The 24,006-nt window shown below is 37.8% G+C and carries 16 protein-coding genes; 8 read left to right on the forward strand and 8 right to left on the reverse strand.

Features of this window, described 5'->3' with window-relative positions; translation table 11 throughout:
* Positions 1-155: 155 nt before the first annotated feature.
* Entirely contained in the window at positions 156-365 is a 210-nt protein-coding gene (locus tag GAB14E_RS16380) for a hypothetical protein (RefSeq protein WP_033081336.1), read from the forward strand.
* A 566-nt stretch (positions 366-931) separates the two neighbouring features.
* Here the strand turns inward: GAB14E_RS16380 and GAB14E_RS16375 are convergent.
* Entirely contained in the window at positions 932-2,143 is a 1,212-nt protein-coding gene (locus GAB14E_RS16375; RefSeq protein WP_081967735.1) for a serine hydrolase domain-containing protein, read from the reverse strand.
* 1,131 nt (positions 2,144-3,274) lie between these two features.
* Between GAB14E_RS16375 and GAB14E_RS16370 the strand changes: the two genes are divergently transcribed.
* Positions 3,275-3,871: an outer membrane beta-barrel protein gene (locus GAB14E_RS16370; protein WP_033081338.1), complete on the forward strand. Its 597-nt coding sequence runs from the start codon at positions 3,275-3,277 to the stop codon at positions 3,869-3,871.
* A 948-nt stretch (positions 3,872-4,819) separates the two neighbouring features.
* On the opposite strand, the gene GAB14E_RS16365 is transcribed toward GAB14E_RS16370, so the two are convergent.
* Positions 4,820-5,560 carry a substrate-binding periplasmic protein gene (locus tag GAB14E_RS16365; protein WP_033081339.1) on the reverse strand — a complete coding sequence of 247 codons (741 nt, stop codon included), beginning with the start codon at positions 5,558-5,560 and terminating at the stop codon, positions 4,820-4,822.
* Between the two features lie 929 nt (positions 5,561-6,489).
* Here GAB14E_RS16365 and GAB14E_RS16360 point away from each other — a divergent pair.
* Positions 6,490-7,071 (forward strand): hypothetical protein, encoded by a 582-nt coding sequence (locus GAB14E_RS16360; protein WP_156115666.1) that lies wholly within the window; start codon positions 6,490-6,492, stop codon positions 7,069-7,071.
* 195 nt (positions 7,072-7,266) lie between these two features.
* On the opposite strand, the gene GAB14E_RS16355 is transcribed toward GAB14E_RS16360, so the two are convergent.
* The 3 genes from GAB14E_RS16355 to GAB14E_RS16350 all read right to left on the reverse strand — a co-directional run bounded on the left by GAB14E_RS16355 (position 7,267) and on the right by GAB14E_RS16350 (position 10,348).
* The gene (locus tag GAB14E_RS16355; protein WP_033081341.1) at positions 7,267-7,800 is read right to left on the reverse strand and encodes a hypothetical protein; all 534 of its coding nucleotides are present in this window, start codon (positions 7,798-7,800) and stop codon (positions 7,267-7,269) included.
* Positions 7,790-8,533 (reverse strand): DNA/RNA non-specific endonuclease, encoded by a 744-nt coding sequence (locus GAB14E_RS0122635; RefSeq protein WP_052093513.1) that lies wholly within the window; start codon positions 8,531-8,533, stop codon positions 7,790-7,792. The genes GAB14E_RS16355 and GAB14E_RS0122635 overlap by 11 nt, the downstream gene beginning before the upstream one ends.
* 507 nt (positions 8,534-9,040) lie before the next feature.
* Positions 9,041-10,348: a golvesin C-terminal-like domain-containing protein gene (locus tag GAB14E_RS16350; protein ID WP_033081342.1), complete on the reverse strand. Its 1,308-nt coding sequence runs from the start codon at positions 10,346-10,348 to the stop codon at positions 9,041-9,043.
* A gap of 452 nt (positions 10,349-10,800) precedes the next feature.
* On the opposite strand from GAB14E_RS16350, the gene glsB reads away from it, so the two are divergent.
* The 3 genes from glsB (at position 10,801) to GAB14E_RS16335 (ending at position 15,351) form a co-directional block, all read left to right on the forward strand.
* Positions 10,801-11,733: a glutaminase B gene (glsB, locus tag GAB14E_RS16345; RefSeq protein ID WP_033081343.1), complete on the forward strand. Its 933-nt coding sequence runs from the start codon at positions 10,801-10,803 to the stop codon at positions 11,731-11,733.
* Between the two features lie 326 nt (positions 11,734-12,059).
* The gene (locus tag GAB14E_RS16340; protein WP_052093514.1) at positions 12,060-14,213 is read left to right on the forward strand and encodes a pre-peptidase C-terminal domain-containing protein; all 2,154 of its coding nucleotides are present in this window, start codon (positions 12,060-12,062) and stop codon (positions 14,211-14,213) included.
* Positions 14,214-14,571: 358 nt separating this feature from the next.
* Complete coding sequence (locus GAB14E_RS16335) at positions 14,572-15,351, forward strand: hypothetical protein (RefSeq protein WP_033081344.1); 780 nt, start codon at positions 14,572-14,574, stop codon at positions 15,349-15,351.
* 161 nt (positions 15,352-15,512) lie between these two features.
* On the opposite strand, the gene GAB14E_RS16330 is transcribed toward GAB14E_RS16335, so the two are convergent.
* On the reverse strand, positions 15,513-15,887 hold the full coding sequence (locus GAB14E_RS16330; protein WP_033081345.1) for a hypothetical protein: 375 nt from the start codon (positions 15,885-15,887) through the stop codon (positions 15,513-15,515).
* A 541-nt stretch (positions 15,888-16,428) separates the two neighbouring features.
* Between GAB14E_RS16330 and GAB14E_RS23945 the strand changes: the two genes are divergently transcribed.
* Together GAB14E_RS23945 and GAB14E_RS16325 are read left to right on the forward strand one after the other, a co-directional pair.
* Entirely contained in the window at positions 16,429-19,713 is a 3,285-nt protein-coding gene (locus tag GAB14E_RS23945) for a collagenase (RefSeq protein WP_052093515.1), read from the forward strand.
* Positions 19,714-20,225: 512 nt separating this feature from the next.
* A complete protein-coding gene (locus GAB14E_RS16325) occupies positions 20,226-22,211 on the forward strand; it encodes a methyl-accepting chemotaxis protein (protein WP_033081346.1) in 1,986 nt (661 codons plus the stop codon).
* A 127-nt stretch (positions 22,212-22,338) separates the two neighbouring features.
* Here the strand turns inward: GAB14E_RS16325 and GAB14E_RS16320 are convergent, their stop codons facing one another.
* A complete protein-coding gene (locus GAB14E_RS16320) occupies positions 22,339-23,586 on the reverse strand; it encodes an SO_0444 family Cu/Zn efflux transporter (RefSeq protein WP_081967738.1) in 1,248 nt (415 codons plus the stop codon).
* The gene (zntR, locus tag GAB14E_RS16315) at positions 23,570-23,986 is read right to left on the reverse strand and encodes a Zn(2+)-responsive transcriptional regulator (RefSeq protein ID WP_033081347.1); all 417 of its coding nucleotides are present in this window, start codon (positions 23,984-23,986) and stop codon (positions 23,570-23,572) included. Before zntR ends, GAB14E_RS16320 begins: the two co-directional genes overlap by 17 nt.
* Positions 23,987-24,006 lie beyond the last annotated feature (20 nt).

The following is a 24,006-nucleotide window of genomic DNA, read 5'->3' on the forward strand; positions in this document are numbered from 1 at the left end:
TATTGGTTTGGCCACAAATAGTCCACCTTTTGTGATAAGAAACCGCTTAATTGCGGTTTTTTTATGCCTGAAATTTGGCTTGATCGGTAGGAATCTGTATTTTTCAGGTTAGCTAATCTAGTCTAATAATTGGAGTAATAACAAGGATGTAATTTATGGGTACAACCAAAAGTGCAATCAAAATTAAGAGAAATCTAGCTGTCCCCATAACTCTACTAACTATTCCTGTAACTATATTATTGTCTTGGCATAGCGAGAAGCAAGAGCAAAAGTACAAGGAGAGGTTTAAGGCTGTATTACAGGAAGTGGCTGCTAGCGATCCTTACACCTCAATAAATAAATATCGAGTAAATCATCTTCTTTAAAGGTCGCGTTCTACCACATTGCGGGCATTAGCATTTAATCAGTAGCGGTGATTTGGATTAGATTTTGTATCGATAACGCCACCTTAAGCGGTGAGTAATTGTTGGCTATAATATGAAGAGAAGCGGAACAGACTATTACAAATCTTACTTTAAACCTTGTTATAAATACGATTTATATAACTCATATACATAATCGTTTTATATTGATTGTTGCTAATTACACAATTAACAGAGTTCTCATCATCGAAATCACTCAGTTCTTACTTACGTTATATTTGTCCTGTGTGATTAGTAGTTTTTGTTAATATTGCTTTTTAACCCTTAATTTCGGGTGTTGGCAATGACTTATTCGTTTACAAAGTAGATGGGAGTATTTACCAGTCATTGACTTGCTTATCGGTTACTCTATATAAGTAGGTAGTAAACAGTGGTGTCATGATAAAAAAGATATAAAACACCTCATACTGGGCAGCAAGAAAGGTAAAATATTTTACTACCATTGCACCTTTTAACTCCGTAATTATTAGTTACGAAGTTCGTTAATTCAAAAGTGGATCATACCAAGGTCAGTTACTATTTAAGGAGCTAAATAGCTCAAGTGTTTTGAATGAATGAGTGTCTGTTGTCGAAATCCGTTCAATTATACTATCCAGGGCCCAAGAGGTGAGTGCATCTGGGCTTCTATTCATTAATATAATAATAGCGCCTTTGGTTTCAACATCAAAAAAGGCATAAGTAAAAGCCCCTGGATTAGAGCCACCATGCCCTATCATGCCATGTGATTCTTGCCAAAAAAAACGTTGACCTTGAGCAACGTCTTCAGGAAAAGCCAATTGAAACATTTGTTGATAGCTTGTATCTGACAATAATTTAATCTTTTCATTTCCATTATTTAATACCGCTTTAATCAACAAAGTTAAATCTTCAATACTACTTCTAATTCCTCCTGCTGGGTAATCAGGAAAGCCATAATGAGGAAATGCGGCTAAAGTTTTATATTCCGAGGGTGGATCAAACAGTTTACCAAGAACATAAGCCATCGTAAGACTTGACTCATCGGCACAAATTTTTATGTATGGAATACAAGCCTCTAGTTCGTAAGGAACAGCAATATCTTTCATCATTAATTGATTTAACTGCCATGCGGTATTTTTCATGCCTAGCGGCTCAAAAATCTCTCGATTACTAAAAGCATGCAGACTCATTTCAGACGTTGTTTCCAAGGCTAAACCAGCTAGAGAAGCACCTAAGTTATTATAGCGAAAGCTAGTACCAGGTTGAGCACTGTCATAAAAGTAGCCCTTGCCATAAGCATTACCTTTGATACTAAGACGTTGTTCAACATAGTCTCGAAGATTAACATTAGACTCTTCATTGTGGCCGAATGCTTCATAATCATAAGCATCATACAAGCCTGAGGAGTGGCTAGCTAAATGACGTAACGTGATTTTTTCATCCTCTAAATTAGGGTTATCTAACACAAAAGGTAAGTATTCATTAATATCATTGTCGATATTTATGAAACCTTTATCTTGTAGTCGTAATAAAGAGATACCAAGAATGGGCTTACTGATTGAAGCTAAATTAAAAGGTGTAGTAACCTTAACTGGCTCGTTTTTTTCAACATTCGCTAAACCAAAACCATCAAGTAAAACAACCTTGTTATTTTTGATTACTGAAATAGCTAAACCCGGAATAGATGCTTCTTCCATAACTGCTGTAATAAAATCCTCTACTGATATTTCATGCTGACTCACGTGTTTCTGTCTCGGTAACATACAAGAGACCAACGTGAACAGTAGTACAATCAAGGCTATTTTAATGAATGATTTTTTGATAAAAACTCTATATATTTCGTTTAAAAATTCATGTTATGTTGCATATTGTATAATATCAACACCGAGATGTAACAAGGGATTATTTTGCGTTAGGAATTATTGGCAATCAATTACGATAATTTATTTCTTCAAACCATAGATTAACAGCGAAGGTTATCTTGTTACCTTATCAATAATTAACTCCAAAAATATTGCCCTATGGTTTTCATAGCAATACCCCAAGCCTTTGATCTAATTAAAGTCTATTTTAATAATATCAATTAATTAGGTTTTATATCGATTGATTTTGGTTTATTACTGAGACTTCTCAGTAATATGAGACAGTTAATTCATTAGAAAAGATAGGGCAAATAATTGGAAGCTAATGTCAGCTTAGCGCACCAAGAAGTCATTAGCGGTGACCAATGGGCGCACTCGCTACCCGAAGAAGTGCAGAAGAAATTAGTGACTAGACACTACTAAAGACTAAAACAACCATATTGGCGCAAGGCCGCATAGTTTGGTGGATTCTCCCCCCGTAATACATGACGGGGGTTTTTCACCCCCTCCTCTTCCTCCTTGCTCAGGCTTCGCTGTCGCTCATCGTCGGTCGTTCAATCTACGACTGTGCAAAAAGGGAAATTGAGAGAGCAAAAAGAATCAATGGAGAATGGGATAGGGAGGCTCAGGCAATTACCTGACCTATATAAAGACACTAACCTAATAACTAGAGACTAAAGATTAGTAATTAGAGATTAACTGAAAAATCGCTACCCACCCCTGTATTTAACGCTCTCAGCGGAAATCCGGAAAAACTTTACCCCTGTATTACTAAATGGGAGTAAAATCTTTCATTTCCTCCCTCCGCTCTATTCCTCTTCCTCGTTGCTCAGGCTTCGCCCTCGTCCTCAGCACCACCTCACTATCTAACTTCCTTTCCATAGATTAAATAAAAACAATGGGAAACTTGGCGCAAATTGCACACTAAAAGTCACTGCGTGCAAAGTGTTAATTATTATTATTCTGTAAAATAACACGCACAAACAAGTGTAAAACTAATCAACTTAGCCCACAAAGGGCGCAGGAACAACAATGAAAACAGCAATATTAAGTTTAGCAGTGGCAATGGCGTTACCTTTAGCAGTTAAAGCAGAAGAGGTTAAGGTTCAGGCATATAATGATTTCTACATTGGTGTGGCTGCTGGTCAGGCAGAGGTTTCTATTAATGATGCTGGCAATGAGGATTTCGGTAAAACATTAAAGCTATTTGGTGGCTATATGTTCACCCCTAATTTAGGTATGGAAGTGTCATATACTGATGTCGGTGACGGTGTGTGGGTAGATTGGACTGATTGTGATAGTGATGGTTGCTATACAAAAACAAGAGAGTTTGCAGGTAACGTGTATACATTAAGCTTAGTGACAAAGTTTAAGCTGATAGGTGATGCACACTTCATTGGTAATTTAGGTTACCACAGCACTACAACTGACCTTTATACAGTAGTTGATTATGACTATGAGGATCATACGCTCATTAAGGAATCCAATAGTGAAGATGGTTTCTATGGTGCGATAGGCTTAGGTTATGACATCACTGAGTCATTAGCTGTGCAGGTCAAGTACGACATAATGTTTTTAGATGCCGCAGATGTTACTAACTTATCACTTGGTATTGTGTATAAATTTTAGCTGCAATGAAATAACCTTTATTAGCTAAACACAGCAAGCCTTTAGAATACTAAACCCGCCTAACTAGCGGTTTTTTTATTACCTAAAAGAAGGTAGGTGAGTGTAGCTTATTACTTAAAGTGACGAGCGTAACCGAAATTAAACCGCGGAGTAAGTGCGAAGGATGTAGCAGAGTTACCCTTATCCAAACCAATAAACCACTAGGCTTTAACGCGCTTATAGCACCAGCTTACTTATTACGACCTGAACTTAAATTGATTACGGGAATGAGGATAGCAAAAAAACCTAGCGCTCATTTATATTTGTCTGGTGGGTATCATCCACCTGCGTATACCAGTACAGCAGAGGCAACTATTGCAGCGAACTTAACTGTTGGATTAAAGAGCCCTGCATCACCGATAACAGTGCTAACCACTGGCTCTATCATTTAAGTTGCATCCTTATATTATTAATTATTTATGGTTCAGTTGAGGTGCTTAGATATTCCTTTTAGTGGTAATTAGTACAGGGGGGGTTATTAAACTAATAAACCATGTAAGCGCTGATGCAGTATTTAGCCATTGATTGGATGTAGTAACCGTTATTAATAAGGGCTACAGACGGTGGGGCGATTCCCCCCGCCCCACCAAATCAAGACCTTTTTGATCTATTAGTTATACCAAGTGACTTTTAGATTTGGCGATAGACAGAACACCGTCTATGATAAGAAACCGCTTAATTGTGGTTTTTTTATGTCTAAAATATACTGCAAACAAAAATAACCTTCAATTACATTAGAAGCAAATGGGCTACAAATACCACAAAGAGAACCCAATCAATTAGCTGAAAACAACCCTTATAAAGGGTGCTATTGTTGCCTATGCAGACATGAATTTTTGAAACACGTATATACTCGGTCCGCGTTTCAAATATAGCCCTTTGAATGGAAGCTGACTCTTATAAAGTAGTTCAATCATTTTTGCCATTGGCTTCTGCTGATTTAGTCCAGATTATAAATGCCTGTTTCAATTTGTTGATTAATTCAGGCTGCATTGATTTTTTACTTATTCCAAAATAAATATCACCTGTAATTACCTCTAACGGATGCTTTTTCAAATGAGCATACTTTGGAGATGAGGTCAGGTGATGATTCAAACTATTAGTCTCCTCAAAAAAACCTACAATACGACCTTTTCTAATAAGTTCAGAAATATCATTATGACTATGTATATCGATGAATTTACTTGAAAAGTTCTTATCTGAAATATACATTTGACTAAACAGCTCTCCAAGATAAGCATTAGCTGGCTTCCCATAATGGTAATCCCACTGGCTAATCGATGTCAAACTTGTAATCAAACCAGGAATTTTTTTTGTTGTTACAAGGGATAGTTTTTCTATTCTCAGCGGCCCAATATACGAGAGGAATGAGTTTCGTTTACTTAGCTTAGAAATATTTGACATAGCATCAATCATTCCAAGCTTGAGCATTCTTAGCCGTTCAGAAAAACTTCCTTCAACAAAGAGCACTTCACAACCGACAACTTTAGCCATAAACTTAAACTTTTCTACATCATTACCAGACCAGACTCCATTATCAGTTTTAAATGTAAAGGGAAGGCTCTCACTAACTCCAAATCTAATTTCACAGCAAAGCGCATTGCTACAAAGCACAAAGAAAATGCTGATAAAAACAATCCGAATTACCATCAGATTTACTTCTCCAAAGGAGTACTTATGGCCATAAGTATAGATGTAACGACACTTCCCGCAATGTATATAGGAAGTTACTTCGGCCAAATTTCGTATCTAATGTTCTAAGTATTGGATGATTTTGACTTACAAATAATTTTCGCTCACATTAGTATTTTATAAATATTGTTCGATATGACTGCTATAGAGCCAACTATAGAAGTTTGATATTAGTGACTATAACTTCTGCTAAGCGCACCAAGAAGAGATTAGAGGCTAAAGGTACTAGTATATATAACGCACACTTAAACACTGAGATAAAGCCTTACCTCCGTATTCCTAAACGGAAGTAAACTCTTTCATTTCCGCCAACCGCTCTATTCCTCTTTCTCGTTGCTCAGGCTTCGCCCTCGTCGTTCGCTCCCAAAACAAATACACCCAAAGTTCAAAATAAAATTCAGAGTACGGTTTCAAAGCGCTTCAAATTAAGCTCGCCCCTATGTCGCGATGCGGCGGCTACACATTAAATAATTAGCCGTGGCTTCCCTAATCAATTAATAACTTCTCTGTCACTATTACCTGCCTTCATGTTTGTTTTTTAGTCTTTTATTGCGTATTGATGTATGCCATAGTTGATAAATAGTTAATCAGAAGTTAACAATACGTTAATTTTAAGCGGGTACACACTTCATTATTAATGTGTATTTACCTCTTATTATCATTAGCAAGTGGTTATGATTGGCACTGTTTTCATGGTTCAGTAAATTAAATGTTATTAATCTAAAATAAGGAAGTTCATCATGGATAATACTCAATACCGTCAGTTTCTTAATAACCCTGTTACTTTTCTCAATGGTGGCCCGGTCAGCCGTCTAAGAATAAATGTAACCACCCCGGGTGTATCGTTTCGCAACAGCATAAAATCCACTGAAAACTTTAACGGCAGCGTGCCAACATCTTTTCAGTATTCAGACTCCCGAGTAACACCTATATCTCTTCGTTATGAAAATACCGGAATTGCACCTACTAGCGCATTATGGGCGCAAACAACTCGCCCCCCCGTCGGAAACTTTGTTAATGATCGCGCTTATTATTTACAATGGAGTGCAGATCAGGCTTATGCCATTGAATTAAAACATGAAGCACAACTGTTCTTTACCGCTCAGGTGGACGGTTGCGGCATTCTTGTTTTTGAAACGCCACAGAAACTCATTATTGTGCATCACAATATTCAAGTTGCAGCAGCAGGACAGAGTTTTCTGCAGTCTGTGTTTGAGTCACAAGGAAATTACCAAACTCGTGATAGGAATAATCGTTTTGATGCTCGGGCCCGAGCACTCCAGGAGCTTTCCGCGCACATCATTGCCAATAACCCTAGTATCACCGGTGGTACCTCGTTAGATGCCCGCCAATACATGTCAGCCGGCCACGCTGCTAGTGTATTTGGTATTAAGCGTGGCGGACGCTGGCGCATCTATGTTAATAGTAAAACCGGCGCTAATTACCGCACTAAGTTAATGTACGGCTAATGACAAAAATAGTAATAACAGGCTGGTAAAATAGCTAACCTAGATAAACCCATAACCGGTACCTAAAAATGCCAGTTATGGGAAGATACATCAGTTATTATGGCTGGCCTGATAAGTTATTAGTCAGCTTTTTTATTAAGATTTGAATTCCTTTTCTGTCAATTTCCCTCTTCTTGCTATATCAAAGGCCATAAGCTAATTTGGCCCGACGAGTCGCTTAGGTCTTTGTGCAAAAAATTCAATTGTACTGACAATTTGGTTAATCCCTTTTGAACCTCCGGCCATTAACGCGCCCATGGTGAACAACTCAAAAACGTCAAACATAATTATTTGCACCGTCGAGGCGTCATCGAAGTCGAACATACCTGTAAAAATTCTAATGCCAACTATGGCCATTAGAACACCCAAACTAAACCCTACCCAAGCAGTTTTTCGAGCGGTTTCTGCTTTATAAAAACTTAATTTAGAGATATCCAACTTTTCACCCGTAGCGAGGGATATGTCGTTTTCTATTTTAGCTCTACCAGGTGCTCTATATAAGATGACATATAGTTCGACCACTCTCTCAACAATTAAGGATAAGAATAGTAGCCTCAACAGTAGAAGAAAAAAATCTTTTGGCGTTTCAAAACCTACCCAAACAAGACCGTGACCAAAATCTAAAAAATGTGAAGCTGCTGACAATAGAACAATAATGAATATGCTCAACCAAAGTGACTTATGATACATATGCTTTACACCCCTTATTATATTTAAACTTTTTACCAAGTTTTACTTCCAATGAATTGAGAAGTAATTTAATTTCTTCATATTCCACACGCGCAATTAGTTGCTCTATACCCACAGCATAGTGTTGAAGTTTTGAAGCTCGTGCATCGTTGGCATTTGGCACAATCCAAGCAGAGAAGTATTTTTGATTGTTATGTTCACCAACTAATACCCTCCAAAAATAATCAGGCGTTCTAACACCGTGACTATTAACGAATAAATCATTCTTACTATCAGTCCCCCAAATTACGCCACCATAATTAACAACATCAAAGCTATCTCTGTAGCATTCAACTAACTCTTCAGTTCTTTTCCATGCACCACGATTCAACTGCAAAGTTTGCGGCAGCACATTTGCCATAAAATTTGCTTCCTTTAATGCTGTCTTGTCGAAATCAAAATGGTTAGCCGCGGCTAGTTGAGCTCGGTGGTATTTAGATTCAAAATCGTTGTAGTGACTGTAGGCTTCACGTGATAATTGCTGACAAGATTGAGCTAGGCTAGGGTCATCATAAAAAGAGTTGTATTTGGTTTTATTGCCCTTGTCTTCAGATGCCACATAGTAGAATGCAATTGAAGCTCGCTCCTTACAATCAACCCAGAGTTTGTAATGAGTATAATGCTGTTCAACTAGGGCTTGAGCATTGGTGATATAAAGTGCTGATATGAAAAAAAATAGCGTTAAAATACGCAACGTTACTTCCTTGTGGTTAATATTATTAAATTGTTAAATCTTTGTACTATTAACGTTTCAAAGAGTCAACAAAATACTGGTTGATGTTTACTAACTCGCCTTTTAACTTTATGTATTGGGCTCAAAAAGTAGATATTACCCATAATTTAACGTAGCGCTAAAAAGAAGCTAAACATACAAGCCATAATAATCTAATGGGAATATAGATAATTTATTTGAGTGACCCGTTAACAAAGACTGAAGCTGATTTATCCTAATTTTATTTCAATATATACGTTTATATATATGGATGTAGATATATTCCACTTCATGCTGCGAGTTAACAGTATAAAATGAATATATTGAGTAATATCGTTTGGCTATTCTTTAGATCTTGTTTAGCTGTAAATTAGCCTTTATCAAAATAACCTCCCCCTTACAATACGGGGAAACGGCCTTAAATCTATTTATGATTAAATTCAAAGACCGTTGAAAATTCCATATAAGCCGGGTAATCACACAGAGCTTTTATTGAGTGCCGCCCCAATCAAATTTAATGGCATCAGCAACTGTTGCCGAGCCCTCATCACCATCATGCTCTCGAGTAAGACTTACTTTGATAGTTTCTCCCTTTTGTACTTGCATAGCCGCAAGAGGTACCCATTGGCCACCTGTACTGTTTTGATCTTTAGTAGCAACTAAGCTGTTGGTTTCGGTTGAAATAACATATTCAGCCGAGCCATCTCGGTTATATAAAGAGCCGCTTGATTTGGTATTAGTCCACCAAGCATAGATATGGTATGTACCCGTTTGATCAACCGTTGTACTCCAGCTAGTGCTTTCACCTTCACTGTTAGTATATCGAGACTTACTAAGCCCTTTAGATGGGAAGTTATCTACTGCACCTGAGCTGCTCCAGTCATTAGTCTCATAGTAACCTTTATAGTCAAAATCAATTAACACAGTTGCCGGGGAGCAAGGGAAAGCAACAACATTGTCATTACAATAATAATTCGTCATAAAGGTATGAATGTTATCTGCCATATTATCGCTAAAATACTCTCGTTGGCTTTCTGAAAAACGAATATTACTACCTATCTCAAATTGAATAGCATCTAGGCCTAATAAGTTATGACTGCCATTATGTTTTAGGGTAGTACCACCACTTAAAGCACCTTCAGGCGCTGGATCGGAAATAGTCGGAATATGTGAATTCTCAGGTTCAACCGTAAAACCTTGCTGGGATAATAGACCAAAGAAGCCATTACCACCGACAACCGAATCCCAACCATGCTCAGCGACCAAGTTTTGCACCGAGAAACCATTTCGAGTGCCTCGAATAATTTTATCTGGTTGCTGTGCTTGTCCGTGAATATCTAATAATACTCCCTTACCAAACTTTTGCTTTATTTCCTTAATATATTCAATAACCTTACTTTGATAGCTATCGTAATAAAGTTTCGCCACTTGGCTCTCATAAGCTTGATGTACAGGGCGGTTAGCATCAATATATTTACGATGAAATTCAGCGGTGACTATGTAGGGAATACCACCATATTTTTGTTCATATTTAGTTTGAATATCTTGGGCTATACCTTTAGTCCAACTATCTTTTACGGTATTAAAATCTTCAACCGTAACCCCTTGCATATTCGTACCGGTTCTAATATTGACATTATCAGGCTGTGCACTGCCACCGTGCGGTGCCGTTATGAGTACAGGGATAGTCCCTTGAGTGAAAGAAACTAAATTTTCACTTTCAGCATAAACTTGAACACAAGTAATAGTCAGTACCAAGGAATAACAACATTTTAAAAGAGTATTTTTTTTTATCATTTTTTTTATCTCCAGTATGTTTTTGCTGCCTAAATAAAAGACAGGCCATAAATAAAAACATAGCGAAATAGAGCAAGCAATTAACAAACCTTACCAAGGTCATAGCTAAAGGTTATAGAGTGTCAAAAATAGGTTCCTGCTAAATATAATTGAAGAACAGCAAAATAACTTGATTTATGCTGATTGATATTTTGTCACTTTGCTAATAGCCACAGCTTGCACTCTTAGCTGGGTTTTATGAATTTAGCTGGCTATGTCAATTAAGAGTTACCTGATAAATTAAGCTGCAGGTAATACTCAAAATAATAGCTGATGCCAGACTTTAAGCAGTAACGAGTGATATTTGTTATAAGCAGATTAACGTTTGAAAAAATATATTTTAATGACTATACCTCTGATTCATTTTGTGCATAATATTCTCTTATTAAACTGCCAAATACCAAAACAATTAAATGAACAACAACACCACTGATTTAGAGAAAAAACTACAGGCATTATTACTTGCTGAGCAAGATAATTTCCTTCAGGGTAAAGTGGCAGATTATATACCTGCCTTAGCAAATGTTAAGCCTGAATTAATGGGCATATCAGTTGCAACCATAGATGGTCAGTTTTTTGGTGCCGGTGATTATCAACATCCTTTTTCAATTCAAAGCATTTCAAAAGTGTTTGGTTTGGTCATGGCAATGAATCGGATAGGAGATTCTATTTGGCAGCGAGTAAGAATGGAGCCTTCTGGCCAACCATTTAACTCAATAGTTCAACTAGAGTGGGAAAAAGGGATACCAAGAAATCCAGTTATTAATGCAGGAGCGTTATTGGTATCAGATGTCTTAACAAGCCATTTTTCAGCAAGTAAACTCGCCTTTTTAACTTTTGTTCGAAAGCTAGCAAACAATGAAAAAATACACATAGATAACCAAGTTTATTTATCAGAACTTAAGCATGGTAACCTTAATGCTGCATTAGCCTATTTGATGAAGAGCTTTGGCAATATAGAAGCTGAAATACCAGACGTATTAAGTCACTACTTTACCCAATGCTCAATATCAATGAGCTGCCAGCAATTGGCAACAAGTTTACTTTTTTTAGCCAATAAAGGTGTCGATCCTAGAACCCAAAAATCAATCTGCACTATACGTGACGCACATAAAGTAAATGCCATATTATCTACAAGTGGTATGTATGATCAATCCGGGGAGTTCGCCTTTTCTGTCGGCTTGCCAGCAAAAAGTGGGGTTGGTGGTGGAATTATTGCAATTGTGCCAGGTTATGGTGTTATTTGTGCTTGGAGCCCACCATTAAACAGTTATGGAAATTCAGTTGTCGGTATGAACCTAATGGCAGCGATTACAGAAGAGTTAGGTTTATCAATCTACCATTAGCTTAATCTACTATTAACTTAATCTGTTATTAATACTCAAAAACACCTTTAGCGGTAAATAGACAAGGCCTACTTAGCTGCGTTTTTTTGTGTCTAAAACTTAGTAAATATCCCTATTAATGAACTGCCAATCACTTATTAACCCGCATAAAACAATTAAAAAATAATTATTTCCTTATCCTTACTCTTGTAAATCACCTTGCACCACTAGCTTGTTAATTTAACTTGAATGAAATGTTAACAAGATGTTACAGTTTATTTGGTTTTAATCGCGCATTGGGTAGGAGAGGTACCAATGCCAACTCAAAAAATGTGAAAGGAACTTAAATGAAAACATTATTTACCACACTCGGGCTATGTCTTTTTGTTAGTAACTCTGTCGCTGCTAATGAAGTGCCCCCTACAAGCAACACCCCCGTAATTATTGCTGATCATAAATCGGCAGATGTAAACTTTAACCCTAACCAATCGACTCAGTTATCAATAAATGCCGAGAATACCGCTGAAAGAGTGCAAGAATTTGCCCTTGAAAGCGCTGGGGCAAGCTTTATTAAAGTGCACTTTAAGGTATTCAATATCCCTGATGGCGCCTATGTATTAGTAACTAGCCAAGATGGCAGTGAAAGTTATCGTTATGATAATGCAACAAACACACCCCGAACCTTTAATACTTTAAAAGGCGAAAATGGCACTGAACAATTTTCTGCAATGTCAGTCTTTGGTGAAAAAGCTGTAGTTAAGCTTGTGCTACCCGTGAATGTGCAATGGTTGCCTTCTCATCAGTTAGTAATTGATAGCTATAAAGCAGGTACTGAAAATGATCTGCCAACAAACGACTCTGAATTAATTAATAGCCTGCAAGTGCAAGGTAATATCGATATGTCATCAGATATTGGCATTGAATCAACGTGTGGTGTAAATGAGCGTAAAGATGTGCAATGTTGGGCATCAAGTAACCCGATTGAATATGAACGTACCCGCCCTGTTGCCCGTTTATTAATGGCCGGTAGTGGTTTATGTACTGGTTGGCGCGTTGGCTCAGGCAATCATTTATTCACTAACAACCATTGTTTAGATAACGAAGCAAGATTACAAGATACTGAAATATGGTTTAATTACCAACATACCTCTTGTGATGGCAGTACCTTAGACTCTGTGGTAAAGGTCACTGGTCAATCTCTGTTGAAAACTGATTACAACCTAGATTACTCACTATTTACTGTTAATAGCTTCGCTAGTATTGCTGGTTTTGGTTACTTTGGCCTTGATGTCAGAAGCCCAGCCCAAGGCGAGCTAATTTATATTCCTCAACATGGCTCAGGTAATCCGAAAGAATTATCTATTCAAAGCGATCAAAACAGTGGTGGGTTATGTCAAATAGATACAGCTTCTGCTAATGGTCGAGCTACAGGTACTGATACCGGTTATTTCTGTGACACTATTGGTGGCTCTTCAGGCTCACCTGTTCTAGCAAGTAGTTCAAATAACGTAATCGCCTTACATCACTTTGGTGGCTGTGAAAACCAAGGGGTAAGAATTGATAAAATATGGCCACAAGTAGCCAGTATTTTTGGTAATACAGTGCCTGTTGGTGATAACGGCGGTGGTGGCACTAATCAACCACCAGTGGCAATTATTTCGAAAAGTTGTACTGAACTAACTTGTACTTTTGATGGTGCTGGCTCTTCAGATACTGATGGCTCAATTACTGATTACCAATGGAGCTTTGGTGACGGTAGTTCAGCGTTTGGCGCTCAAGTGCAACATACTTTCAGCAGCAGTGGTACTTATAATGTTTCACTAACGGTAGCTGATAATGGTGGTGCAACAAATACAGACACGCTTTCGGTTGCTGTAAGCAGTGGCGGTAATGGCGGTTTAACATCAGGTGTTGCTGTAGCAAACCTTGCCGGCGCAAAAGATAATGAGCAAGTATTTTATATTGATACCACGCAAGCAAATACTCGTGTTGATGTACAAATAAATGGTGGCACAGGCGATGCTGATCTTTATGTTAAAAAAGGCACTATCCCTACCAAAAGTGATTATGACTGTCGCCCATTTGTTGGTGGCAATAATGAAAACTGTGATGTGCAATTAGCTAGTGCTGGCAGAGTGTACGTTAAGTTGATTGGCTACAGTGCTTATAGCGGTGTTACGCTTGTTGCTACTAATACAGTTTCTACGCCTAGTGATTTTCCAAAAGCGGGCTTAGCGGCAACAACAGGAAATTGGCTACAATACACTTACACTGCACAAACAGCTGAAACCGTAACGGTTAGCACAGCTGGTGGTAGTGGTGATGCCGATTTGTATACCAGTAAAACCGGTCAACCGACAACAAATAGTTATACTTGTCGCCCCTATAAAAGCGGCAATAATGAAACTTGTTCAGTGCAATTAGGTGCTGGTGAAACCGTCTACATTGGGTTAAAAGCTTATTCGAGCTTTTCAGGTGTTACGTTAAACGCACAGCCGTAAAGTGATTTTTTAAGTATAATGTGGCATTAATAGCACTGCATTAATGCCACATATTCAATAAGCATAGCTTTATTGGCCAATAACATACTCATAGACAATGCACTAGTTAAGCACAATGAAATTTTTAGCAACAATGTACGCAGAAGTTAGAATACTAGTCTTCAGTGATCCATGTTCTCTTTGATCTGGACATCCCCCAAAAACCTCCTTCGACTTTCCCCCTTCAAACACAATGCTGACTTACTCGATGCATTAAATATTAAAAATACTTGATAAGTATCGCGTCACAAATTTCTGACTTTATATTCGATTAAATCACCTATGCTTACATTACAGCTGATTAATAGATAACAACAATATGCTTTTACGGCGCTTAATAGAAAATATCAAGGAACAAAACTGGTTTGTTGTTTGGCTTGATGTATCTGTAGTGATGGTTGGTATTTTTCTTGGTATGCAGGTTACCAATTGGAATGAAGACAGAAAAGATGATGATTTGCGTAGAATTTACAATGAACGACTCATTGTTGATTTCAATAATGAACGAAGTGGTTCTGAAGCGAGAGTTGACTATTTTAACGGCACAAAAGAGTATGGGTACCAAGCACTGAACTACCTAAACCAACCCATTTCGGATCGAGTTCCAACAACAGATATTATTGTAGCATTTATGATGGCTAGTGGAAGATGGGAAAACTCAAGTAAACAAAACACTTACAACGAGTTAATAAACAGTGGCAGAATTCACTTGTTAGGTAATTTTAAGTTGAGAGATATAATAAACCAATACTACAGTGACAATACAATGAGAATGGTTGAATTTGCACGTATGAGTACATATTTTACAACGATTAGATCAATCATACACCCTGATGTCCAGGAAACCATCTTAAATAACTGCGAGAAGATTAAGGGAGTTCTTCAAGTAACCATAATTATTAAACGGGCATGTGACATTGAAATAAGCCCTATTATTGTATTAGAAACCATTAAAAAAATAGAAAACCACCCAAGGTTGAAATCAGAACTTATTTACTTAATATCACAATTAAGATACAACGATGTTATTTACTTAGAACAAATTTCATCTGCAACTTATTCACTTGAGCTGCTAAAAGGTGATGAATCAAATAACTGATAGTACTGCTTATATTTTCCCCTACGTCTTTAACTGTCCTCTGCCGTTTGGCTCAACTTCTTAGTTGGGGTCAATAAGTTTCAAGTGCTAGACCAAGCTAGTTAGCTATACAAAACCCCTAAACAACGTTAGGGATTTTTATTATCAATTACGCCAACTGTTTAGTTAGCACCCGTTGGTGGCGGTGGTGCATTTTCTTTATGCTCACCTGATACTTCTTCATGACCATGAGCTTGAGGCGTAGTGTAACTACCATCTCTTGCTTTATTTGAACGAATAGGCGGTGGCGGCGCTGCTCTTACAAAACTATTTTCATCAACCACAACCGTTTCTTGTTCACTATTTTTCTCACCAGTAACTATCACAGCTTTAGTTACGTTACTTGGCGAAGATGGCGGAGCCTTTACCTGAACACTCTCAGATATTACTTGTTGTTGAGCTTTTGCCGACTCTACATCGTCACCTAAAAAACTATAACTAAAGGCAACGGCGACACCTACGATTAAACCAGCCGTTAACATTGTTGTTTTATTCATTTCAAACTCATTAAATGTATATTGAATACAATAAAGGTAACATACCCTAAAAGGCAATAACAAGGTGGTATTGATCAAATTTAAATCGATTCGTTTGTTTTTAACCTAAAAAACGACTTCAATCATGAAAAACGTTAACTGAAAATTAATTAATTTAACATTTTTTTAATAAAAAAATCTGCGTTCACCTTAACTATTTATCCTTTATATACAGAGTATTACTCTTTTAAAAAAGCCATTTAACTAGCTTCCCCCCCAAATAACCTCTGTAAAAACACAAAAAAACTATGCTGATTTAGTGTACAAAAGATACTTTCTACAATATATTGCATACAATTATGTTTCATATTTGTTACATAAACATTTTTCATCGATACATCAATAACTGAGATATCGAGAAAAATGTCAGCAATGCAATGCTAGCGCTTTTCTAGCGAGAAGAGTCATAAAGGCTCAACTAAAGAGTAACTTCAAAAAGTAAAAATAAATAATAAAATAGGAGGGGGTTGCATAGCCTTACTCCATAAAAATGGGACGACACATGTCAAATTCTGTTAAAAATAAATTACTCGCTGTTGCTACAGTACTTGGTGCTTTAGCATCAACTACGGCCAGCGCTAACGCACCAGTTCAATGTGGTAGCACAACCACATCAGGCGGGGCACTAGCCATAAACCAAACACAATGTATATCGGGAAACGGTCTATATTTTTATATTGATGTTGATGCTGATAACACCGCATTAGAAATCAAAACGTCAGGTGGCACAGGTGAAGCTGACATCTTAGTTAGCGATTATAGCTGGGCAACAAGCTCTAACCACACTCAACGTACATATAACGCAGGTACTGAAGAAACTGTTGCTGTTACTGCACGCGCCGGCCGTTTATATGTCAGTGTTTTTGGTATTCATGACCAAGTCACTCTAGATGTAATAGATGTTAATGCCGGTGGTACCACTCCAAACCCAGATCCAGGCACAGGAAATCCAACACCATCTATGTGTGGCGGGCAAACACTAACGGGTTATACCTTAACATTAGAGTCACAAGAATGTATTTCAGGCAACGGTCAGTATTTTTACATCGACGTTGAAGCTGATAATACGCCACTAGTCATCGAAACTAAGAATGGCTCAGGTCAAGCTGACATTTATGTTAATACCGGTAACTGGGCAACTCGCAGTGGCAATATTGCTTCTTCTGTAAGTGATGGCACTAACGAAACATTAAAAATAACGGCTAATGCTGGTCGCTTATATATCAGTGTATTTGGGCTTAATCAGGAAGTGAGCTTTAAAGTTAGCGCTGATAACGGCACTACTCCTAACCCTGATCCAGATCCAGGTACAGGTACTGGTAATATTCCAACCTTACCAGCTAACCCTGGCATGTGTGGCGCTGAAACGCCGGTTGAAGGTAGAGTGAATTTCAACCAAGTTGAATGTATCAACACTATAGCGGGCACTTCGTCATATGCTATCCATGTACCAGCAGACAATATTAATGTTGTTGTTTCAACGGGTGGCGGCTCTGGTGAATTTGACTTGTTAACTAGCCAACAAGGTTGGGCTACCTCAACAAGTTACGATCATATATCAAACAATGTTGGTACTGACGAGTCAATTAGCTTTACTGCTAACAAAGGTTGGTTATACGTATCACTTGATGGTACTTCAGCTTCAGAAGTGAGCTTATTAGTAGCCATTGATCCAAAAGATATTCCTACTACGGGTGGTGGTTCAACCATTCCAGATGACGGTTTCCCAACAGATGCTACACGCTTTATTGGTTTAAACGGTGCGGCCTTAGTTGAGCGTATTGCTTTAACACACCCACAAAATGTTAGCCCTATTTATAACATGAGCGGACCTGATGCTACAGCATTGTTCTCTGAAGCAAACATGATAGCTATTGCTAATGCAATTAACTCTCGTGCTTCATCTTATACTGGTGAAGATACTACTGGTTTAGAAGCGCTATTCTACTTCTTCCGTGGTGCGTTTTATGTGGAATTTGCTCATCCAACAGATATCGTTGACTATACGCCAGCAGTAAAAGCAAGTATCAAAACTGCTTTGCGCACTTTCTTTAACAACGGCAGTTCTTGGCTTGCAAGTGAAAGTAATGGTGGGGTATTAAAAGAAGCATTAATCAATGTTGATTCAGCAGGTTTAGGTGCTGACTTTAACGATATCACTTTACGTGTATTGAACGAATATAATGCTGACTGGGCATCAAGCTTCAACATGAACGCTGCTGCTAACTCGATATTCACCACAATATTCCGCGCACAGTGGGATACAGATATGCGTGCATTGTACGCAACTGACCATGCGATACTAACAGCACTAAATAACTTCCAATCAAGCAAACGTCACCTAATTGGTACTGATGCTGATTACGTATTATATAATGCTACCCGTGAACTTTCTCGTTTATACCATATCCCTGAGATGGAAGCGCAAGTTAAAGTTTATGTGAAAAGTATGTTAGATAGCACAAGTAAGCTCGACAATACTAAGAAAATTTGGATAGGTGTTGCTAGCATGGCTGATTATTATGATCGTGCTGATTGTGGTTACTACAATATTTGTGGTTTTGCTTTTACCTTAGAACAAGAAACATTAGCCTTTAACTACAAATGTTCTGCTAGCTTAAAAATTCGAGCTCAACATATGTATAACGATCAAGCAGCGTGGATTTGTCAAGTATTAGGTAACCAAGAAACAAACTTCCATAATATCTTAGGTACTGGTTATGTACCGGTTGCTGACGATACTAATGAAGCATTAGAACTAGTTATTTTTGATTCTTCAGAGGAATATAGTACCTATGCAGGCTTATTCTTCAATATGGATACCAACAATGGTGGTATGTACTTAGAAGGTGCGCCAATCAATGCCAAAAACCAAGCACGTTTCATTGCTTATGAAGCTGCATGGATGAGACCTAACTTTCACGTTTGGAACTTACAGCATGAATACGTGCATTATTTAGATGGTCGTTTCGATTTGTATGGTGATTTCTCTCTAGGTATGTCAGTTAATACGGTTTGGTGGTCTGAAGGCTTAGGAGAGTACATTTCTTATGGCGACGGTTATGCAAGTGCAGTTACTTTGGGTAAAACTCAAGCAGTTGCCTTATCTGAAATCTTCAAAAATAACTATGGCTCTGGTCAAGATCGTGTTTATCGTTGGGGTTATTTAGCAGTACGTTTCATGTTTGAAAAGCACAGAAATGATGTTAATCAAATATTGAACTTAACACGTAGTGGTCAATACCCTGAATACCAAACATTTATCAATAATATTGGTACTTCATTCGATGCAGAATTTAATGACTGGTTAGTTAACGGCATCGTATTAGGTAACAGTAATATTGTTGAATTTGGTCCTAATGATACTGACTCAACTGCTTCTGGCACCGCTGGTAACTGGGCAGGTGAGCCGATTACAATCAGTACTGATTTTTCTCCATGTATTGTTAATGTTCCAGCAAACAAACATGATGTAAACAATAATACTGTGACTATGAATCAAGTTGTTGAATGTATTAATTCATCAGGTGGTGGTGCATCGTTTATTGTTCGTAACGACGGCAACTTAGCTACCCGCTTTGAATTAAGAACGACTGGCGGCTGGGGTAATGCAGACATAATGTATAAAGCTGGTGGCTGGCCTACGGCTCAAGACAACAACGGTTATGCTAATGGTGATGGTAACTTTGATAGTTTAATTGTTGAATTAGACCCTACTGCTTACTGGCACTATATTACCCTTAAAGGTGAATTTGGTGGCGTTAGATTGAGCATTAATGCGCAGTAATTACTTTTTTAATTACCCTTATTAACGGCGTAGTTTTAAAGCCAATACTAAGCAAGTAAATTAACAAAGTGTGCTTTTACTAGAAATATTTATTAAATGCACTTTCAAAAGGCCTTAAGATTTTATTATCTTAGGGCTTTTTTTTGATGTTAATAACATCAAAAAAATAGCGCTAGCCACTTTAATGGTTGATGACTCAAGGGCAACATTCACGGTCCTCGTTTGATTAACAACAATCAGTTAATCTTTTAAGCAACCTCTGTGCTAAATCCTAGAACTACTTTCCTGAGCTAGTGACCTGAATTAATACCTTAATTAATACCTTGAACTAATACCTCAAATTAATGCATTGAGTTAACTGCTTGAAATTAATTGAATACAATATATTGCAAGCCCTCTGCCTTTATGAGATATTTTATTTTTGTACAATAAATAGCAAAAATTATTTTAAAGGAGATATTGTTAGCTGGAGTTCGATTTAATACTAATAATAACTACCTAAAGGTAAGTCAATGTCAAAAAGTATCCGCTCAAAGTTTCTTCTTTATGTATCTGGTGGTGTTAGTTTAGCCCTAGTGCTAGCCGCTATATTTATCATTAGCCAAGTGAGTAACCGCACTGAGCAGCAAGTTAATAAAACCCTGCAGGCTGCAGTGCAACTAGAAGCAAATAAAATTCAAACCTTTGTTGATAAACAAGTTAGAGGTTTAGAAGGTTTTTTTCGCATCCCCTCACTTATTAGTTGGGTTGATAACCACAAAAGTTTTTTAACGGATAAATCCACCGCTGACTATCAACTTTTTTTACAAACTCTTAAAGGTGAATCTAGCTCTGATCCTTATACAAAATCAGTGTTCTTTGGCTCAGAGCACACAGGTGAATACCTTGATGAACATGGTGTATATAAACAAGGCGATTACGATGTTAGAACCAGGCAGTGGTATAAGGATTTAAAGCAGCAACAAAAATGGACCATGTCAGACGTTGAGCTACACCCTGCTGATAATTATATCTATACAGCAATTAACATCCCTATATTTAACTTTGACGGTGACTTTATTGGTGTCGGTGGTGCTGATATTTTGATTGATAGCATTGCCGAATTTGTCGATCAAGCCAAATATCAGGGCGAAGGCACCGCATTCCTGATGACTCAAGATGGCAAAGTTATCTATTTTCCGCTTAAAAATGGCAAAATAGCCCATAACCAAGTTATCGCTGAATTAGATGAACAACAAGGATATGCAGGTTTTGATAACTTGGCCAAGCTTGCCAAGAAAAATCTACAGGGTGTTTCTGAAATTAGCCTCAATGGCGAAGCTCAAATTGTTGCTTATCAGTCTATTCAAGATGATAAACCTCAAATGCATTGGGTAATTGGCCTTATGGTCGCAAAAGACACTGTTTATAGTCCTCTTTACAATACCATTAAACTCTCTATTTTTATTGTTATAGCCTTGATAGCCATCGTAAGTATTATTATTTCTCTAGTGGCAAAATCAGTTACTAAACCACTAACAGAGTTACATGATGCCATGATCAATGTTGCCAGCGGCCAAGGGGACTTAACAAAGCGAATTACTGTAAAAACAAATGATGAAATAGGTGAACTTGCCAATGCTTTCAACCAGTTTACCGAGCAAATCCATGACTTAGTTACCGATATTAGCCAGATGTCAGATAAACTTAACCACTCTATTCATAGTGTTGGTGAATTAACGAAAAAGTCATCTTTTAAAATAGCCGACTCTAGAAATGACGTTGCCAGCGCTAGTGGTAATATTGCCGAGATGAGCAGTGCTGCTAAAGAGATAAGCACAACAGCGCAATCTGCCGATGAACAAGTTACCGACGCTTGCCAGATAACTCAGCAGGGAAAATCACTTATTGGTTCAACCGTTACCATTATGCAAGAAGCTCAGCAACAAATACAACATACGGTGTCTGTTATTGCGCAGCTTAAAGAAGATAGCGAATCCATTAGTAATGTTGTTGAAGTTATTGAGAGCATAGCATCACAAACCAACCTTTTAGCTCTCAATGCTGCTATTGAAGCAGCACGTGCGGGGGAAAATGGCAGAGGTTTTGCAGTAGTGGCTGATGAAGTAAGAACACTGGCCAGTAGAACTCAACAGTCAACCGACAGTATTCAAAAAATGATAAACAACTTACAAACGAGTGCATCGACTGCAGAGCAAGTTATTTTGACTAACCAAACACAGTTTAGCCAAACTGTTCAGCAAGTTAATGAAGTTGATACAATTTTAACTAAGATAGACACTACCATTGATAGCGCCAGAGAGCTCAATGTTACCATTAACAAACTTACCGAACACCAAGATGTTTTGTCTGAGCAAATGACTTCTATTATGGGCAGTATTGATGAATTCGCCGAGTCTGCCACTACCGATTCATCAACAGTTAATGAGCACGTACTCACTATTGAGAGTAACTGTCAGTCTCTTGATAAATTAGTAAAGCGCTTTAAGATAGCTTAATCATAAGGGCCTTAATGATAAGGTTCATTTTTAACTCTTCATTAGCAGTGACTATTATTATGTATTGTCCTAAACCAAAAAGCAGCTATTAATAGCTGCTTTTTTTATGGTATTACTGTGCTGACTTTTAGGTGTTTAGCAATGCTCTTTTTGCAGTTAATTTTAAGACCAGCAATCTCACTAACAAGAGTACCAGAATAAAAGCAAAAGTTTGTGATAGCCAAGTAGGCAGCACTTCATGATGTTCACCTAACATAGGTGCTACTTCAATATTATAATGTTCTACTAAAAAGTCAGTGATAAAACCAAAGATTATTGCAACCCCAATAACGCCTGTTAGATATGAGACAACAGCGCGCTTACCCAGTTCACTTGCTACCACCCCTAAGGTGGCAATATTAGTAGCAGGCCCTGCTAACATAAAGACCAGCACAGCACCGGGTGAGACACCTGACAATAACAAACCTGCAGCAATAGGTGTTGAAGCTGTCGCACAAACGTACATTGGAATCGAAATTAAAATCACCACAACCATGGCTAATATGCCACTGCCCCACTGGCTGAAAAAGCTTAACGGCACATAAGTTTGCACAATGGCGGCAAACCCTAAACCTATCAATAGCCAGATTGCAGTATCACTTAACAGCTTGGTACAACTGAAAGCGATAGCTTGTTTTAATTTGGTAAAAAATGACGCCTCTTGATGTTCAGCTGTATTAATATCACAGCAGCTGTCTGCTGGTGCAGTTTCTGATTGTTCAATTTTTCCTGATGACTCTTTAACTTCCACTGCCGGTTTTGAGCAGCAACTTGTTTGTTCACTCTTATTCTCAACAAGAATAGTTTTTTTGAACTCTGAGCCAGTAGCACAACAAGATGAACCCTGCTCTTTTCCTACTGATTTACTGTCACAGCAAGACTGCTCATTTTTTTGTTTCTCATCTTGAACTCTATTTCTTCGTTCATCGCTATCACCTTCTTTATCTCGACCAACCAATACACCCGCGACTATGGCACTAGTTATGGCGGCAATAGGTCTGATAATAGCCATAAAAGGACCAAGTAAAACATACGATACCGAGATTGAGTCCACTCCAGTTTCAGGAGTAGAAACCAAAAATGCCGTGGTAGCACTTTTAGAGGCGCCGGAGCGCCTAAGCCCTAAAGCTGCGGGAATAACACCACATGAACACAGTGGCATAGGTGCACCGATAATGGCGGCCTTGATTGTGGTATATAAACCATCACTGCCTAAGTGTTTATTCAAAAACTCCTTTGGTAGGTAGACATTAATTATGCCGGCAATTAATAATCCCAACATTAACCATGGCGCTGAAAGTACGAATAAATCCCAAAAATTATTTATTAATTGCATCAACATTCTCCAAAGCAGATAAAATTGAACAGTGGATCGCTTGTTCTTCACCACCGCAACACGCATCAACCAACAATTCTAAAGAGCCTTTAAAACGATTTAACTCAGCTATTTTATTATTTACTTGATCCAGCTTATGCTGGGTAAATGATTTCACATCAGCACAACTATGCCTGGCTTTATCAACTTTAATAGATAATAAATCATTAATTTCATTCAAACTAAAACCAATACCTTTAGCACGAATGATAAATTGCATAATTTTTAATGCCTCTTCATTATAAAAACGATAACCATTGTCGCCACGACTTGTTGCACTTAATAACTTATGCTTTTCATAATATCGTAGGGTATCTGTGGATACCGATAATTTCTGTGCCAACTCACCAATTCTATACATGAGATATTCCTTACTTAACA

This window comes from Colwellia psychrerythraea (assembly GCF_000764185.1).
Taxonomy (GTDB): Bacteria; Pseudomonadota; Gammaproteobacteria; order Enterobacterales; family Alteromonadaceae; genus Colwellia; species Colwellia psychrerythraea_B.